Below are 16,941 nucleotides of genomic sequence, written 5' to 3'. Positions count from 1 at the left end.
CCGTTTCACCTATGGTCCCTTACTGGTTACGTGGATGGTTGGCCCACCACTCGTCCTCGAAGGCATAGGCCCGGTCTTCCCAGGGGACCGCCTCTTCGTTGGACGTCGGGTAGCTGCCGCCCAGGCGCAGGTCCTCCACGTGGTACCGCTCATGGGCGAGGGTGCGGGCCAGCAGTTCCTCGCTGCGGAAGGCCGCTCGCCGCAGCAGGACCTGCTGATTGGGATAGGTCACCCCGGCCAGCCCGTCAATGCTCTTGTCGATCCTGATCTTCAGGTCGTCGATCCGGATGTCCCAGTCCTGGGCCACCCGTCGGACCGTATCCATGCTCATCGGGAGCTTGGCGCTCCAGTGCGGCCTTTCAGCACCCCTGCGTGCCAGCTTCACGAAGTCACCGCCGAAGCCGGCGCCGGACCCCGCGTTCCCCAGCGCCGTCGTCTCCTCGGAGGAGGAGCAGGCGGCGCCGGCGCCCGTCACGCCACGGCAGGGAGCCAGCTGCACCGACGGGTCCGGCGGGACGCCCGGGCCCGGATCGACGCGGCAGTCCTGCATCGCGTCCGCGCCGAACACCCCCGAGCACTGGCCGACGACGTGCGGGGCTGGGTCGAGGCCGCCGTTGGGCTGCCCGTCGCCGGCCCTGGCCTCGACCGGCGTGAAGGCCACGCCGACCTTGTCCAGGATCTTGTCGATGGCGTTGTCGACTCGGTGATTGAGTCCCTTGTCGAGCGCGTCGGCGAGCGAGATGCCCGCCGGACCGGGCAGCTGGTCGTGGTCGACCGGGCCGGGCTTGGCCGCGCGCGTCTTCGCGGCGATGTCGGCCAGCTCCTGGGGTGTGGGCGGCGGAGGCGGCGGCGGATCCGCCTTGGGCGGGCCGTTGGTGCCCTTGTGGGGCGAGTCGCCGGGCCCGTCATCGCCGGGCCCGTCCTTGGACTTGCCCTTGCCGGGCGAGTCGCCGCCGTCCGGGTACTGGATGTACGGCCCGCCGCCGTCCGGCCAGCCCTTCCACCAGTTGTTCTGCCACCACTTCCCGGCCAGGTAGCCGGCGCCGGCGCCGATGGCCACCGCCGCGAGACAGCCGAGCCAGGCGGGACCGCAGAACCGTGAACCGCGCCCGAGCGCGCCGAGTTCCCCGCCACCGGTGAGGACGTAGTCGGCCGCGCTCCAGGCCGGCCTGGCGATGTCCCGATAGACGACCTTGATCGCCTGCTTGGCGGTGCCGCACACGAAGGCGGGGCAGCCGAAGTGACCGGTCGGGTCCACCTGGTTGAGCGGGTCGCCGTCCGCGTAGGTGAAGCGGTTGCCCTTCATCGACGGCATCGGGTTCACATCGAGCGTGTCCCGGCTGGGGAACGCGCCGGTTCCGGGGTCGTACCAGCGGGCGGCCATGTTGACCTTGCCGGTGGCCGGGTCGGTCCAGCCGCCCTGGTAGCCGACGTCCCGCTTGGTGCCCGAGTTCGCGACGACCTTCCCGTACGGGTCATAGGCTGCCGAATCGGTCAGCACACCCGCGCCGGTGAAGGTGGCGGTGAGGTCGCCGTGCCGGTCGGTGTAGGCGTACAGGCCCGCGACGGAGACGATGTCGCCCGCCGGGTCCCTGCCGTAGAGCTCGGCACCCGCCGCGGCCGGGGTGTTGCCCAGGCCGGAGTAGCTGAACGTGCGGCCCGCGGTGGACGCGAGCCGGTCCAGCCCGTCATAGGCGTAGGTCGAGGCGCCGTCGGTGATCATCCGGTCGAACGCGTCGTAGCTCGTCGCGCTCGCGCTCCCCCCGCTCGGCGTCCTGGACTTCAGGGTGCCGCGCGCCGAGTAGGCGTAGCCGGCCGATCCGTCGGAGACGAGCTGGTTGCGCGCGTCGTAGACGGAGGCGGCCGTCCCTGCCTTGGTGCGGTTGCCCGCGTCGTCGTACTCGTAGGCGGCCGAGTTCCATGACGTCAGCCGGCCCGCCAGGTCGTAGCCGTAGGTGTTGGCGGCGGCGCCCGCAGTACCGGTCGTGGTCTTGGTGGTGAGCCGGTCGGCGTCGTCGTAGCCGTAGGTGATGCCGGCCAGCGCCGCGCCCGCCGTGGTCTTGAGCGTGTCGGAGGTGGGCCGGTGCAGCGCGTCGTAGTCGAAGGAGCGCTTGGCGCCGCCGTAGTCCACGCCCTTGAGCTGGTCCATCGTGTCGTAGGAGTAGATCGAGGTGCCGCCGGTGAGCGGGTCGCGGACCGTGGTGAGGCGGCTGCCCGCGTCGTAGTCGTAGGCGGCCGTGCCCGCCTTGTCGGTACGGGTCTTCATGCGGCCGTCGGCGTCATAGGTGAAGGACGCCGTGCCGGACGGCCCCGCCGTGCTGACGAGATGATCGCGATCGTCGTAGCCGAAGGTGTTACCCCCGGCCGAGGTCAGCCGGCCCACGGTGTCGTAGCCGAAGCTGTGGGCGGTCGTGGCGGTCTCGGCGCCCGCGCCGGTCTCCGCGGTGAGCCGGTTCTGCGTGTCGAAGGTGCGGGCGATGGTGACCCCGCCCGGCTTGGTGACCTGGACGGGGCGGGCGGCCGCGTCGTAGTCGGTGATCGTCTGGCGGTCGGCGGGCGTGGTGTAGGCGGTGGTCGGCGGGACGAACATCGCCACCGGGAGGTTCCACGGGTTGAAGGCGTAGGAGGTCGCGTTGCCGTTGCCGTCGGTGAAGCGGGTGCGGTTGCCGACCGCGTCGTAGCCGAAGGTCGTGTTGATGGTGTGCGTCGCCGTGGTCTTCTCGTGCTGGCCGGTCAGCCGGTTCAGCGCGTCGTAGTCGTAGGTGGTGACTCCGCCGCCGGGCCTGCTGACGGTGACCGGGTTGCTCGCGTCGTCGTAGCCGATCGTCGTGGACCGCAGCTGCTTGCCCGCCGCGTCGAAGTCGGCCGTCGCGGTCGCCCGGCCGGCGCCGTCGAAGGTGAGCGTGCTGCTGGTGCCGTCCGGGTTGGCGACCTTGGTCGCCCGGCCGGCGTGGTCGCGGGTGTACCAGTGGGCCTGGGCCAGCGGGTCGACGTCGACCACGACCTCGCCCGCCGCGTTGTAGCCGTACTGGGTGCGCGCGCCCGACGGTGTGGTGACGTAGGTCAGGTTCCCCGCGTCGTCGTACTCGTAGGCCGTGGTGTACCCGGCCGAGGCCGGTGTGCGGTCGACGATGGTGCTGGAGATCCGGCGGCCGAGGTCGTCGTACGTCGCCCCGGTCACCCGGCCCGCCTGGTCCCGTGTCCAGAGCCATTCGCCGGCCACGTCGAAGCCCGAGCGCGACTGGTTGCCCGCCGCGTCGGTGGTGGCGACCAGGTTGCCCAGCTGGTCATAGGTGTGGGTGTCGCCGTGGCCGAGCGCGTCCTCGACGCGGGTCACGCGGCCCAGCGCGTCGTACGTCGTGGTGGAGCCCGCCGTCACCGTGGCACCGGCGCCGAGCTGCCGGTAGGAGGGCAGGGTGAGGACGCGCGGCCGGCTCATGCCGTCGTAGGTGATCGTGGTCCGGTAACCCTCGGCGTCCTCGCTCGTCACGACGTCGCCGAAGCTGTTGTAGCCGGACCGCGTCGTCGGCCTGACGTTGTACGGCGTGCCGCCCCCGTGCTCGATGGCCACCGTCGGCGCCTTGGTCGTGGTGAGCCGGCCCGCCTCGTCGTAGGTGTAGTCGGTCACCGCGCCACGGGGGTCGGTCATCGTCTTCGGCAGGCCCCGCTGGTCCCTGGTCCAGGACGTCGTGAGCCATTTCCCGCCGTCCCAGACCTTCTGGGACAGGGGCCGGCCCAGCTCGTCGAGGTCGAACGCGGTCCAGGTGTAGCCGCTGTCCTGCGCCTGGACCAGGGAGACCACGCCGCCGTCGGCGTCGTAGCCGTACGTGGTCCTGCGCTTGATGCCGGCGGGGTCCAGCAGCGCCTCGGTGACCCGGTTGGCGGCGTCCACGGTGAAGGCGGTCGTGCTCTTGCCGTTGCCGGTGACCCGCTTGATGAGGTTGCCCGCGCTGTCGTAGGTGTTCTGCTGGAGCGGGATGTCCCGGGTGGTCCCGTCGGCGTTGTGGAAGCCCTCGGCCCAGACCGATTCGAGCAGGTTGTCGTCGTAGTAGCGGTAGCGGGTGGTCCGGCCCATGGCGTCGGTGACCGTGGCCAGGCGCCCGGCCGGGTCGTAGGCGCGGGATTCGAGGACCAGTTCCTTGGGGGCGTCGTTGTCCAGCGGGTTGCCCACCCAGTTGGCCAGGCTCGTGGTCAGCGGCAGACCGGTCGGGCCGTAGGTGTGCCGGAAGTCGGCGCCGGTGGCGTCCACGGTGCTGGTGAGGTTGCCATAGACGTCATAGCCGTAGGTTGTGGTCTTGCCCTCGGGGTCCTTGACGGACGAGACGCGGGCGGCGGCGTCGTAGGTGTAGTTCGTGGTGCGGGTGACGTCCTTGCCGGTGGGGTCCGTCCGCTCGGCCTTGGAGACGTTGCCGTCGACGTCGTAGGTGTAGATGACCCACGGCAGGTGCTTGACGCCGTTGATCACGTCCGTGGTCGCGGGGCCGACGGTGGCGGTGAGGTGGTTCAGGGCGTCGTAGCCCATGGAGGTGCTGACGCCGTTCGGGAAGGTGTCGGAGATCTTCGTCTCGGAGATGGGGCGGCCGGCGCTGTCGTAGTCGTACTTCGTGGTGAGCCCCGCGGCGTCCACCACCTGGGCGAGGTCGCCGTTCTGACGGTAGCTGTAGCGGGTGGTCTTGCCGCCGGGGGTGGTCGTGGAGGCGAGCAGCCCGTCCGGGACGGTGCCGCCGTCGGTGGCGGCCTCGTCGCCATCGGTGTAGGCGTACTTGGTGGTGCCGCCGTTGGTGGCTCCGGCCACGGGAGGCGTGGTGACGCTGAGCAGATCGCCCGAGATGTCGTAGGTGTAGCTGGTGCGGTGCGCCGCGTCGTTCCCGGCGGTGGCCCGGGCGTCGTACGCGCCGGTGAGTTTGTCGTTGCGGGGGTTCAGCGGGTCGCCGGCGTCCAGGTAGTAGGTGAAGTAGGAGGTCTGGCAGGAGCGCGGTCCGCGGCAGGTCACCTTCATGACCGGGTTGCCGCGGTCGTCGTTGTACAGCTGCGTGGTGTGCCCGTCCGGGTCGCTCACCGTGGCCAGGTTGCCGTTGAGGTCGTAGCCGTAGCGCGTGGTGCCGCCCGAGGCGTCGTACAGCGAGGTCGGCCGGCCGCCGTGCTGGGGGTCGTAGCTGTAGACCATCGCCTTGCCGCGCGGGTCGGCGGCGAGCACGGTGGTGGCGGGGATGCCGAAGGTCGCGACGTCCTTGTAGTGCGCCTGGATCGCGTCGGTGTGCAGGCTGTTCCAGTAGATCGCCACCTCGTCGATGGTGCCGTTGAAGTGGCCCAGGGTGTCCGAGGGCTTGGCGGGCCAGTTGCCCGCGATGAAACCGGCGCCGACGTAGACATGGTTCTGCGCGATCGTGGACACCGGGCCCTTGGACCTGGTCCCGACCACCGCGCCGTCCAGCCAGAGCCACTGGGTGTCACCGGAGGCCGTCAGGACGGCGTGGTGCCAGCTCGCGTCGGTCACGGCCGCGCTTGTGGTGATGGGCGCGACCGCGGCGCCGTCCCAGAACTGGCCGCGCAGCTTGCCGTCCGTCCCGACGTACAGCGCGGGCGTGTAGTTCGCCTGCGGCCCGGCCGGGTCGGTGATGGCCTGGGCCTGGTAGGCGAGCAGGACGCCGGGCTTGGCGGTCTTGAACCACAGCTCCGCCGACAGGTCGCCGCCGCCCTTGATCTCGCCCTCGGGCAGCTCCAGGTAGGAGCTGGAGCCGTTGAACCCGGCGGCCCTGTCGCCGCCGGTGGCCAGGACGATGGGTGGGCTCTGACCCAGGGTGACGTTGTGGTAGGTCGCGTCGGTGTCGCGCCCGTCGCCGTAGGCCGCGCTGGCCGCCTGGGTGCCGGAGAATTCGGCGAGGCGGTAGTACTCGCGCGGCCGGGCGCTCAGGACCGCGTTCGGGTAGTACTCCGTGCTGCCCTGCGTCTGGGCGGGGTAGACCTTCCACTGCCCGCCGTTGGCGTCGGTCGTCGAGGCGACGCGGTCGCCCTGGGTGTCGTAGGCGAGGGTGGCCTGCAGCTTGCCCGAAGGCAGCTTGACCGTCTCCAGCGCGCCGGTGTACTGCCCGGCCGCGTACTGGGCGGCGACGGACGTGGGGCCGAGCGGGTGGGTGTAGAAGGCGGGGTCGTCGATCTGGCCGGTGAAGTGGCCGCGCGTGTCCGTGGGCGCGGCGGGGCACCAGCCCGAGGTGTTCACGTAGCCCGCCCCGATGCTGGCGTACGGCAGATGGGTCGCCTTGACCTGGTTGAAGCGGCTGCCCACGATCGCGCCGTCCAGGTACATGCCCTGCCAGGTGCCGCTCGCGGTCAGCACCACATGGTGCCAGGCCCCGTCGCTCACCGCCGCGGTCGACGTCATCGAGCCGCAGCTGCCGTCGTCGGCCATCTGGCCGTGCAGCTTCCCATCGGTCCCGACGTAGAGCATCGGCAGGAAGCCCCAGGGGAGCGGGCCCCGGGAGTCCTCCAGCGTGTTCATCTGCGCGCCGTACAGCACGCCGGCCTTCGTGGTCTTGAACCACATCCCGACCGCCGCGTAGGTCGTGTCGTCGGTGATGTTGTACGGCATGCGCACGTAGGAGCTCGTGCCGTTGAACGTCGCCGAGCCGTCCGTGGTCCCGGCCGGGGCGCCCGCCGCGCCGTAGGTCAGGTTGACCGCCTGCGCGTCGTCCTGGCCGACGAACATCTGGGTCTCGTTGGTCGTGCTCTGGTGGAGCCGGTAGTACATCGCGGGGGCGGCGTCCACGACGGCCGTGCGGTGGTGGGACACCATTTTGTAGGTGTACTTCGTGCAGGCCGTCGTCGTGCCCGGCGGGCAGACCTGGGCGAGCAGGCCGTAGCCGTAGCCGTACGTCCACGCGGGCGCTCCCTGGGCGGGATCGGTGGCGACCGAGGTCACCACCCCGCTGTTCCAGGTGAAGTAGAGGCCGCGGCCGCTGACCTTGTTCACGACCTTGGCCAGGGTGCCGTCGCCGTTGTAGGTGAGGAACTCGCCGTGCTGGTCGTCGTCGTAGATCGCGGTCAACCGGCCGTTCGTGTCGAACACGTACGCGCCGCCGGACTTGTCGCGCAGGAACCACGCCGTATCGGCCTTCACCAGGCTCACCGACCGGCCCTCGGGCGGCGCGAACGTGCCGTCGGAGTTGCGGCCGAAGCGCGCCTGCCGCCCGTCCGGGTAGGTGACCACGACGTTGCCCGTCAGGTCGCTGTCGGTGACGATCTTCATGTCGTAGGCGGTGGTCCAGCCCACGCCGAACAGCCCCGAGCGGGAGTTCAGGCTGCTGTAGGAGCGGGTGATCGCCAGGGCGGGACCGGCGGTGGTCAGGCTCGCGTCCGTGGTGGTGGCCGCGTACTGGCCGGTCAGCGGGTCGATGCCCTTGACGGCGGCCGTGCCCGCGCTGTCGGAGACGTGCGAGGAGACCAGGGGCTGCGGCACGACCGTGCGGAAGGTGCTCCACCCGGTGGCCGGGCTGGAGGTCTTGCCGTCGGTGACCAGGGCCTGCCACATGTACTGCTCGCCCCATTTGAGCTTGCCCTGCGGCACCGTCCAGTTCGCGGTCTGCTCACCGGTGTTGGAGTCGCCCTTGATCAGGCCGGTCGCCGGGCACGTGCTGGGGGCCGAGACCAGGCAGATGTTGAAGATGAAGTTCAACTCTCCGCCGGGCCACTCGTCCTGGTCATGGCCGGTGACCGTGAACTCCGGCATCAGCGTGGACTCCACGTAGCCGCTGCCCGGCCACATCGAGTCGATCTGGGGCGGCACGTTGACCACGCTCAGGCTCACGCACCAGACGGGTACGCCCCAGTCGGAGAAGAACTGCCCGTTCGCCACCATGTCCCAGCAGACCTGGTACGAGCCCGGGTTGAGCGGGTCGATCGTGGCGCTCACCTTCGCCGAGCCGTTGTTGCCGATCGTGGCGGGCAGCGTGGCGGCGGCGGTGGAGCTGCCCACGAAGCTGCCGCCAAGGGTGTACACCTTGTAGCCCAGCTTCACCGAGCCGGGAGACCAGGAGTTCATCCCGTTGTTGATCACCGTGACGGGGAGCCTGCCGAAGCTGTTGGCCGTCACCGGCGGGTCGATCGTGGCACCGGAGTCGATCGCGTACAGCGCCCGCCAGGGGCTGTAGTCCACCTGCAGGTACGGCGGGTTGGCCGAGTTGGCGCTGGCGAACTCCTTGAAGCTGTCGGCGGTCAGCGCCAGGCCGTTGTTGCCCGCGCCGTTGGACCAGTCCGACAGGGCCGACAGGCCCGCGCTGTTGATCCCGATCCACGCCCAGCCGGCTCCGCCGCAGGTCACGCCGCCGCTGAAGCTGGCCGACCCCCAGGTGTCGCCGAGACTCACGCCGGGATAGGAGGAGATCGTGCCGACGTTCCAGCTGCTGGTGATCTGCTTCACCGTGACGGGGTTGGCCGCGCAGGAGTTCGACAGGGTGTTGTAGAGGAAGAGCGCGGCGCCGGTCACGTACGCGTGGGGGATCTGCGAGGCGAGGTTGAAGTTGATGTAGGCGTTGTTGCGCTTGGTGCCGTCCTGGGAGCCGACCAGGAGCTGGTCGCTGCCGGAGTGATTGGCGCCGGAGTGGTTGTCGACGTAGGTGTCGGAGGAGGCGCCGCTGGTGGTGCGTACGTAGGAGGAGGGGTCGATGACCACCGGGAACGCGCGGTCCTTGGCGTGCAGCCACTTCTGGTCGGCGCTGACCCGCAGGACGTCGCCGACGAGGGTGTAGCGCACCGCGTCGGAGCGGGCGCCCTTGGCGTCGCTCATGAACCCGGCGGGGACGGTGATGCGCACCGCGCTCCGCTCGTCGACGAACTCCACGCCCTGCGGCGTGCTTCGCGGTGTCAGGCCCTTGGCCTGGAAGGGGAAGTCCCAGGGTCCCGTCGGGGCCTGGCGCGAGGTCAGGACGAGCGACTCCTTGATCCCGTTCCAGGCGGCCTCGACCTGGAGGTCCGTCTCCGGCAGCACCTCACCGTACTTCGCGATATTTCCCGAAATATTGGCTTTTGTGCTTTTTGCCCCCTGGAGGGCGAAGGACAGGCTGTGCTCGTTGTCCAAGGTGAGCGACTGGAGCCTGGGGTCGGCGGCGTCGTCGGCCAGCTCGGCCGCGACGTCGTTGGCCGCCGGACGCCAGCGTCCGTTGGCGCCGGTCAGGTTGAGGTCGATGTCGGCCCACTCACCGGTGGCCGTCCGGTACCTCACTGGCCTGGAGTACGTACGCACGGTGTAGGTCTGATCGGGGTTCTGGAAGACCCTCGACGTCGCGTCGCCCAGCTTGGGAGCCACCCGGCTCTGCTTGGCGTCGAACCCGTGCACTTCCCCGTTGCCCGGCTTGCCGGTCGCCTTGCCCACCAGCTGCGGTTTGTTCGACAGATGGGAGACCAGCTTGGGCGGCTGCTGGGCCTCCCGGGGCACGACCCCCTTGGGCAGCTTGGCGGCCTTCTTCTCCGGCGGCTCGGTCTGCGCCCGGGTCGACTCCGCCGCCACCTGGTGCGCGCGGTTCGCCGCCGAGCCCAGACGCTGCTCGGGGAGCGTCGGCTCCTTCGAAGCCGCGTGGGCTCCCTGACCTGCCATGCTGATGACAAGGGTGGTCACTGTCAGTGCCGAGCAAAGACGAGTGGCCCAACGATTCCTCATGCCGACCTCCGGCGGCGACCGTAGTAGCCGCCTATCCGCACCACATCTGTACGGATGACCTGGTTCGAGGGTGTCGGAATGTTCCCGGTTAGGTATGAGATCAACTCCGAGTCCGGTACTCTCGCCTGGTGCTGCACGGGCGCATCGCGGAGCAGGCCAGAATCACGCGACTTCTCGCTGGTGAGAGCGGCGCGCTGATGGTGCGCGGGGAAGCCGGGGCGGGCAAGAGCGCGTTGCTCGCCTTCGCGGCCGAGCTCGCGAGTGATCAAATCGTGCTGCGCGCCTCCGGCAGCCCCGAGGAGTCGCACCTCCCGTACGGCGGGCTGCACATGCTGCTGGCGACCACCCGCCCACGCTGGAAACAACTGCCCGCCCAGCAGCGCGACGTCCTCGACCAGCTGGGCGAGCCGCAATCGTGCGGCGAACCCGCCTCGCCGTACCTGCCTGTCTGGAACCTCCTGCGCCACCTGGCGGGCAAGCGGCCGGTGCTCTGCCTGATCGACGACGCGCACTGGCTGGACCGGGAGAGCCTGGCGGTCCTGTCCTTCTGCGTCCGCCGCCTCGCCGCCGCGCGCGTGGTGATCCTGGTGGCCGCCGAGGGCGAGGTGCCCGCGCTCCAGGGGATAGACGAGCTGGACCTGCCCGGTGTCGACAGGCAGGCGGCGCTGGACATCGTCGCCGAGTGCCGGCCGGGCATCGTCCCGCAGGTGCGAGAGCGGATCGTCGAGGACGCCCGCGGCAATCCGCTGGCCCTGCGCGAGCTGGCCGCGGGGATCAGCCCCGCGCAGGTCGAGGGCAGGCTGTCGCCACTGGGCCTGCACACCGGCTGGGCCGGACGGTCGCGGCGGGCCGATCAGTTGTACGGCGCGTGCTTACGGGCCCTGCCTGAGCGCACTCGCTTCCTCCTCCTGCTGGCCGCCGCCGACCCCGCGGCCTCCCCGCCCGAACTGCTCGCCGCCACCGGAGCGACTCCGACTGATCTGGAGCCCGCCGAGACCGCCCGGCTGGTGGAGGTGCGGCCGGACAGGCTGACCCCTCGCCACCTGCTGATCCTGGTCGCCGCCTACCAGTCCGCGCCGGTCTCGGCCCGCATCGCCGCACACCGAGCCCTGACTGAGACGTCGGCCGAGCGGCGGGTCTGGCATCTCGCCGCCGCCGTGCTGGGGCCGGACGAGGAGATCGCGCGTGAGCTGGAAGGCATCGGGACGTCGTCAGCGCTGGAGCGCGCCGCCGAGCTGACCACCGACCCCGAGCCCCGCGCCCGGCGCTATGCCGCCGCCGCGGTCGCCGCGTGCGACGCCGGTCAGCTGCGCCGCGCGGCGGACCTGGCGACGTGCGCGACCAAGCTGAGCGCCGAACCCTCGACGCTGGCCTCGGCCGCCCGCGTGCTGGCCACCGTGGAGTCCGAGATCGGCTCGCCGACCAAGGCCGCGCGGATGCTGCTGGACGCGGCGGCCAGGATCGGCGACGACGACCACGCCATGGCCATCGTCATGATCGCCGACGCGATCCGCCTGTTCGGCTACAGCGGCGACGAGGGGCTCGCGGCCGAGATCGCCGCCGCCGTCTGGTCGGCGCCGGCGACTTCGCAAGCTTCGTCACGAGGTTCTGCGCGAACTTCCACGCAAGCGTCTTCACCAGCCTCCGCGCGGGCTTCTTCGCGAGCTTCCGCGCGAGCCTCGTCACCAGCTTCTTCGCAGGTCGTGCGATCAGGAGCCCAGCCCACCTGGTCCGCTCCGCTGGCCCGGTCGCTGCCCACGCTGGCGAAGATCATGGCCGGTGACCCGTTCAGCGGCTTCGCCGTCATCGGCGAGCTGGTCGAGCACACGCCCGCCTTGGCGACCCAGCAAGCCATCACCGCCACCTCGTTGGGCCTGATGGCCGCCGACGCGGGCTCGGCGCTGCGCCTGACCTCCACGCTGGTGGCCGACTGCCGCCACCAGGACCTGATGGGCCTCCTGCCGTACGCCCTGCAACTCCAGGCCCAGGCCCTCATGCTGAGCGGCCGCAGCGCCGAAGCGCTCAGACTGGCCACCGAGGGACTGAAGCTGGCCGGTGACCTCGGCCAGACCCACCGAGTCGGGCACCTGAGCGGCTTGGTCGCGCTGATCGCCGCGTTGAGCGGCGATGAGAAGCGCTGCCGGGCCTACGCCGAATCGAGCCTGGACTACTGCGCCGACCACGACGCGCCCGCCAGCGCGGCGCTGGCCACCTGGGCGCTGGGCCTGCTGGAGCTGGGGCTGGGCCGGGCGGGCGCCGCTGTGGCGCACCTCGAGCGCGTGGTCGCGGGCCCCGCGCACCACCCGGTGATCGCGGTCCACTGCGCGGCCGATCTGGTGGACGCGGCCGTACAGGCCGATCTGCCCGGCGCCACCGTCGAGCCGCTCGCCCTGCTGGAGCGGTGGGCGGGGGACACGCGCCAGCGCTGGGTGGGCGCGGTGGCGCTGCGCTGCCGGGCGCTGACCGCGCCGGACGGTGAGGCGGAGCCGCTCTTCCTCGGCGCGCTCGACCTGCACGGCCCGTCCCTGACCGCCTTCCAGCGGGCCAGGACCGAGCTCGCCTACGGGCAGTGGCTCCGCCGTATCCGGCGCAGGTCCGAAGCCCGCTCTCATCTGCGGGCCGCGCGCGCCGCGTTCGAGCAGCTGGGCGCGACCCCCTGGGCGGAGCGCGCCGCGGCCGAGCTGAGCGCGTCGGGGGAGTCGAGCCCCGCGGGGCCGTTGCCGGAAGCGCTGCGCGGGCTGACGCCGCAGGAACGGCAGGTGGTGTTCCTCGCCGCGCAGGGATCGTCCAACCGGGAGATCGCCGCCCAGCTCTTCCTCAGCCCGCGGACCGTCGGTTTCCACCTCTACCGCGCCTTTCCCAAGCTGGGCATCACCTCCAGGACCGAGCTGGCGGATCTGGTACGGCAAGCCGTCACCGGCATCGGGACGATCACGCCGGCCGCCGAGTGACGCCCCAGGGCGGACAGGCTCGTACCGAACCCTTGACTGCGCTGGTCAGATCGATTAGACCTCAGGAAACCCAGCGATCATCACGCAGTGGAGGACAGATGTCCGGCAGAGCATTGGTACGACTCGCGGCCCGCGCCGCGTTATCCGCGGTCACGACAGGCTCGCTGATCGCGATCGGTGCGCTGCCGGCCTCGGCGGCGGCCTTGGACAAGCCGCCCCGAACGACCAAGGGGCCGTGCCAGTACACCGAAACCCCCGATGACCCGGCCGTGCGTGACGTGCCGCTGCCGCCGGACCCGCGCCGCACGCCCACGCGTCCGGTCTCCGCGGTGCTCCGGACCAACCACGGCGACATCGGGCTCGCCCTCGACCCGGCCAAGGCGCCGTGCACCGTGCAGAGCTTCGTGCACCTGATCCAGCACCGGTTCTATGACGCCACGTCGTGCCACCGGCTCACCGCGTACGACCGGCTGAAGGTGTTGCAGTGCGGCGACCCCAGTTTCACCGGTGAGGGCGGGCCAGGCTACAAGTACAAGGACGAGCTGCCCACGGACCTGCCGCCATGGCCGGGCGATTCGACCGGGGTGCGCAAGACGTACGCGCGCGGGGTGCTGGCCATGGCCAACGCCGGCCCGAACACGAACGGCAGCCAGTTCTTCCTGGTCTACGGTGATTCCGGGCTGGCGCCCAACTACACGATCTTCGGCACGGTCGACGCCGCCGGGCTCGCCGTCCTCGACCGCATCGCCGCCGGCGGCATCCAGCCGGAGCCGGACGGTCCCACGCCTCCGGTGGACGGCAAGCCCGTACTCCCGGCCGACATCCGAGACGCCCGGGTGTGCCGCAGATAGCCGGGTGTGCCGCAGATAGATCGTCTTGAATATCGGGCACCTGACGAGTCCTGCTCACATATCTACAGATTCCCCCTAAGATGCCGTCATAGATGACGAAGGGTGTGGCGTGACCGAGCCTGAGCGGCCTACGGGGAAGATGGATCCGACCGTCCCGACCGTCGCCCGAATGTATGACTATTTCCTCGGCGGGAAGGACAACTTCCCGGCTGACCGCGAGGCGGCCGAGCGGGTCCTCGAACTGAGCCGCGCGGGCGGCGCGGACGTACGGGAGATGGCCAGGGCGAACCGTGGTTTCCTGATCCGCGCCGTGGAGACGGTCGCCAGGGCCGGTGTCCGGCAGTTCCTCGACATCGGCACCGGTCTGCCCACTCAGGACAACGTGCACCAGGTCGCGCACCGGATCATCCCCGACGCCAAGGTCGTCTACTCGGACAACGACCCGATCGTGCTGGTCCACGCCCGCGCGCTGCTGGCCGACAACCCCGACACGGTGATCATTGACGGCGACGCGCACGACCCCAAGGGGCTGCTGGCCGCCGCCGCCCAGCACCTCGACTTCAGCCAGCCCGTGGCGGTCCTGGCCGTCGCGCTGTTCCACTTCTTCAGCGGTGACGACGAGGTGGCCGGCATCGTCCAGACCCTGCGCGAGCCGCTGGTTCGGGGGAGCCACCTGATCATCTCCCACGCGTACGTGGAGCAGGGCCAGAGCACCCGCGACCGGCGGATCGAGACCGAGGACGTCTACCGGCGGACGACCTCCGGCGCGCTGCACTGGCGCGACCGCGACATGGTGCGCAGCTATTTCGACGGGCTGGAGCTGCTCGAACCCGGCGTCGTGCCGGTGCAGGACTGGCGCAACGACGATCCGTTCATCGTCCCCGGGCTGGAGAAGGGCGGCATCCTGGGCGGCGTCGGCCGGGTCCCCTGACCGCGACCGGTACTCAGCGGCGGGCCTTCAGCGCCGCGGCGACGTGCTTGGCCGCCTGGTCGGCGGTCCCGTAGCCGGGCCGTGGACCCAGGTAGTTGACGTACGCCAGCAGGTTGGCCAGGCAGAACGACACCTGGGTGTTGTGGAAGCCCGCGGCCACATCCGGGTCGCGGCGGGTGTATGCGGCCGTCCTGTCGCCGACGACCCGCGTCGAGCGCAGCTTGGTGTCGGGGTGGCGGGCGCGCTCGTCCTTCCCGCGGGTGACCATGCCATCGAGGTTGAGCCCGCAACTCTTGACGGTCGGGGTACGGTACGTCGTCACCATCACGCTGGCGTTGCCGGCGCCCTGCCACTGGCACTGCGAGGTGGACAGGACCTGGCGTCGCGCCGTGCCCCCGAGCAGCGTGCGCGCCCGCACGTTGGTCAGGAGCTTGCAGGCGTCGGGCACCTGGCCGAACAGCTTCACGACGCTCTTCGTCGGGGACGGCTTCGCGGACTTCGGGGATTTCGGTGACGGATCGGCGCTCGCGTCAGGAGTCGCGGGCGGCAGATTGAGCCAGATCGCCGTGGCGGCCATGCCACACACCGCCACCGCCAGCGCGCCCGCCACGACGAGGGTACGGCGGCGCTTCACGGGGGCTTCGCGGCGTGCGGGGATCGTGGACGGGGTGTCGCCTTGGGCGATGTCGTGGAGCCAGTGGGCCGTCTGCTCGGCCGTGCACCGGCGCTGGGGATCCTTCTCCAGCAAGGCCGCGAGCAGGGGCGCGAGCGGACCCGCCAACCTGGCGGGGGCGGGATCGCGCATCAGCACGGCGGCCATGACCGCGGCCGCGTTGGGGCCGGAGAACCCGGGACCGCCCTCCACCGCCGTGTAGAGCGTGGCGCCGAGTGACCATAAGTCGGCGGCGGGACCGTCGTCCTCGCCACGTAACCGCTCTGGGGCGATGTAGCCGGGCGAGCCGTTGAGCAGGCCGGTCTGGGTCAGCGCGGCGTCCCCGGCGACCGTGGCGATGCCGAAGTCGGTCAGCAGTACGCGGCCGTCGTCGGTCAGCAGCACGTTGCCGGGCTTGACGTCGCGGTGCAGCACGCCCATCGCGTGCGCGGCACCGAGCGCGTCGAGCACGTGCCGGCCCACCCAGGCGGCCTGGCGCGGCGACAGCGGGCCGTCCGTACGCACGATCTGATCGAGGGAGCGGCCGTGGATCAGCTCCATCACGATCCATGGCCGCCCTCCGTCCATGACCACGTCGTGCACGGTGACGATCGAGGGGTGCGAGCGCAGCCGCGCCGCCGCCCTGGCCTCGCGCAGCGTGCGCTCGGTGAGCTCGGCTCGGGCCGCGTGGTCGAGCTCCGCCGGCAGGCGCACCTCCTTGACCGCGACCTCCTGCCGGAGCAACTCGTCCACGGCCCGCCAGACCGTGCCCATGCCACCCTGACCGAGCGGTGCCAGGAGTCGGTAGCGGCTCGCGACGATGGTCATCACGCGATTATACGGACATATATTCTATAATTTTGCCTCTTGTGTCGCAGGGACCCCTGGGGTCCCGGCCGTCCGTACGACCCGGTCAGCCGAGGGCCTTTTCCAGCTGTGCCTTGCTCATCTTCGAGCGGCCCTTGATGTTGCGGCTCTTGGCTTCGGCGTACAGCTGATCCCTGGTACGGCCGCCCGCGCCGGAATGGGAGCGCAGCCCGCCCCGGCGGCTCGACGAGATGTCCTTGGTGGATGTACGGCTCGCGGTCCGGGACTCACCGGCCCTGGCCCGCTCCTTGTTCACGGTACGGGCGGCGATTTCGGTCGCACGCTTGGTGCTTTCTCCCCGCTTCTTGGCGCTGTCCTTGATGTGCTCGTATTGCCGTTCCCGCTTCGGGCTCGATCCGCGAGGCATTTCTCCTCCTCATGAGAACCGTCAGACCTTACGGGCCCCTACCCAGACGAGAACCACGAAACAGCCGCGTCACATCGCCGGTTCTTCATAAGGGATGCGGCTCAGGTGCAGGATCGTGCCCAGCGTCCCCCACTCGTCGCCGCCGAGCTTGGTCAGCGGGCGCAGCCGCCCGGCGTCGGGCCGGCCGTTGACGATGTAGTCCTCGTGCACTGACGCGAGGAACACCCGTCCGAAGACCAGGGTGGAATTGCCCATGTGCAGGGTCGTGTGCGAACGGCACTCCATGACCACGGGCGAGACCGCCACCCTGGACGGCCGCACATGACGGCTGGGTTCGCGTTCGATTCCCGCGTAGTCGAATTCGGTCAGCTTCTCGGCCGTAAACGACTGAGCTTGCAGCTCCTCGCCGTCGATGGCTTCGACGGTCCGGTCCGCGTCAGGCAGCGTGACTCACCGCCCAGCCCGTCTCACCGCGTGCGGCGATGTTGCGGGCTGCGTTGACGTCTGCGTGCTCAGCGAAGCCGCACGACGTACACGAGAAACAGGCTTGATCGAGCCGGTTCTTGCGGTCCACATGCCCGCATGAGGAGCATTGCTGGGAGGTGAAGGCCGGGTCGACGTGGATGACGGCGATCCCGGCCCGGGCCGCCTTGTAGCCGATGAATGCTCC

General features: G+C 70.5%; 8 protein-coding genes. 3 read left to right on the top strand and 5 right to left on the bottom strand.

The window, feature by feature from the left end:
- Window positions 1-19: 19 nt before the first annotated feature.
- Entirely contained in the window at window positions 20-9,589 is a 9,570-nt protein-coding gene (locus AB0J16_RS25665; protein ID WP_358543962.1) for a LamG-like jellyroll fold domain-containing protein, read from the bottom strand.
- A 191-nt stretch (window positions 9,590-9,780) separates the two neighbouring features.
- On the opposite strand from AB0J16_RS25665, the gene AB0J16_RS25660 reads away from it, so the two are divergent.
- The 3 genes from AB0J16_RS25660 to AB0J16_RS25650 all read left to right on the top strand — a co-directional run bounded on the left by AB0J16_RS25660 (window position 9,781) and on the right by AB0J16_RS25650 (window position 14,385).
- Window positions 9,781-12,603 carry a LuxR family transcriptional regulator gene (locus tag AB0J16_RS25660; protein WP_358543959.1) on the top strand — a complete coding sequence of 941 codons (2,823 nt, stop codon included), beginning with the start codon at window positions 9,781-9,783 and terminating at the stop codon, window positions 12,601-12,603.
- 98 nt (window positions 12,604-12,701) lie between these two features.
- Window positions 12,702-13,454 carry a peptidylprolyl isomerase gene (locus AB0J16_RS25655; protein WP_357952477.1) on the top strand — a complete coding sequence of 251 codons (753 nt, stop codon included), beginning with the start codon at window positions 12,702-12,704 and terminating at the stop codon, window positions 13,452-13,454.
- A 139-nt stretch (window positions 13,455-13,593) separates the two neighbouring features.
- Complete coding sequence (locus AB0J16_RS25650; protein WP_358544467.1) at window positions 13,594-14,385, top strand: SAM-dependent methyltransferase; 792 nt, start codon at window positions 13,594-13,596, stop codon at window positions 14,383-14,385.
- Window positions 14,386-14,398: 13 nt separating this feature from the next.
- On the opposite strand, the gene AB0J16_RS25645 is transcribed toward AB0J16_RS25650, so the two are convergent.
- The 4 genes from AB0J16_RS25645 to AB0J16_RS25630 all read right to left on the bottom strand — a co-directional run.
- Window positions 14,399-15,865, bottom strand: a complete 1,467-nt coding sequence (locus tag AB0J16_RS25645; RefSeq protein ID WP_358543956.1) for a protein kinase — start codon at window positions 15,863-15,865, stop codon at window positions 14,399-14,401.
- An 85-nt stretch (window positions 15,866-15,950) separates the two neighbouring features.
- Window positions 15,951-16,271 (bottom strand): plasmid stabilization protein, encoded by a 321-nt coding sequence (locus AB0J16_RS25640; protein ID WP_358440160.1) that lies wholly within the window; start codon window positions 16,269-16,271, stop codon window positions 15,951-15,953.
- A gap of 69 nt (window positions 16,272-16,340) precedes the next feature.
- A complete protein-coding gene (locus tag AB0J16_RS25635; protein WP_358543953.1) occupies window positions 16,341-16,526 on the bottom strand; it encodes a hypothetical protein in 186 nt (61 codons plus the stop codon).
- A gap of 181 nt (window positions 16,527-16,707) precedes the next feature.
- Window positions 16,708-16,941: transposase (locus AB0J16_RS25630; RefSeq protein ID WP_358543950.1), on the bottom strand; the 234-nt coding region annotated here is incomplete at its 5' end.

The organism is Nonomuraea sp. NPDC049750, assembly GCF_040659625.1.
Taxonomy (GTDB): domain Bacteria; phylum Actinomycetota; class Actinomycetes; order Streptosporangiales; family Streptosporangiaceae; genus Nonomuraea.
The sequence above is the reverse complement of the archived record's forward strand: the minus strand, read 5'-3'. Positions and strand labels throughout refer to the sequence as shown.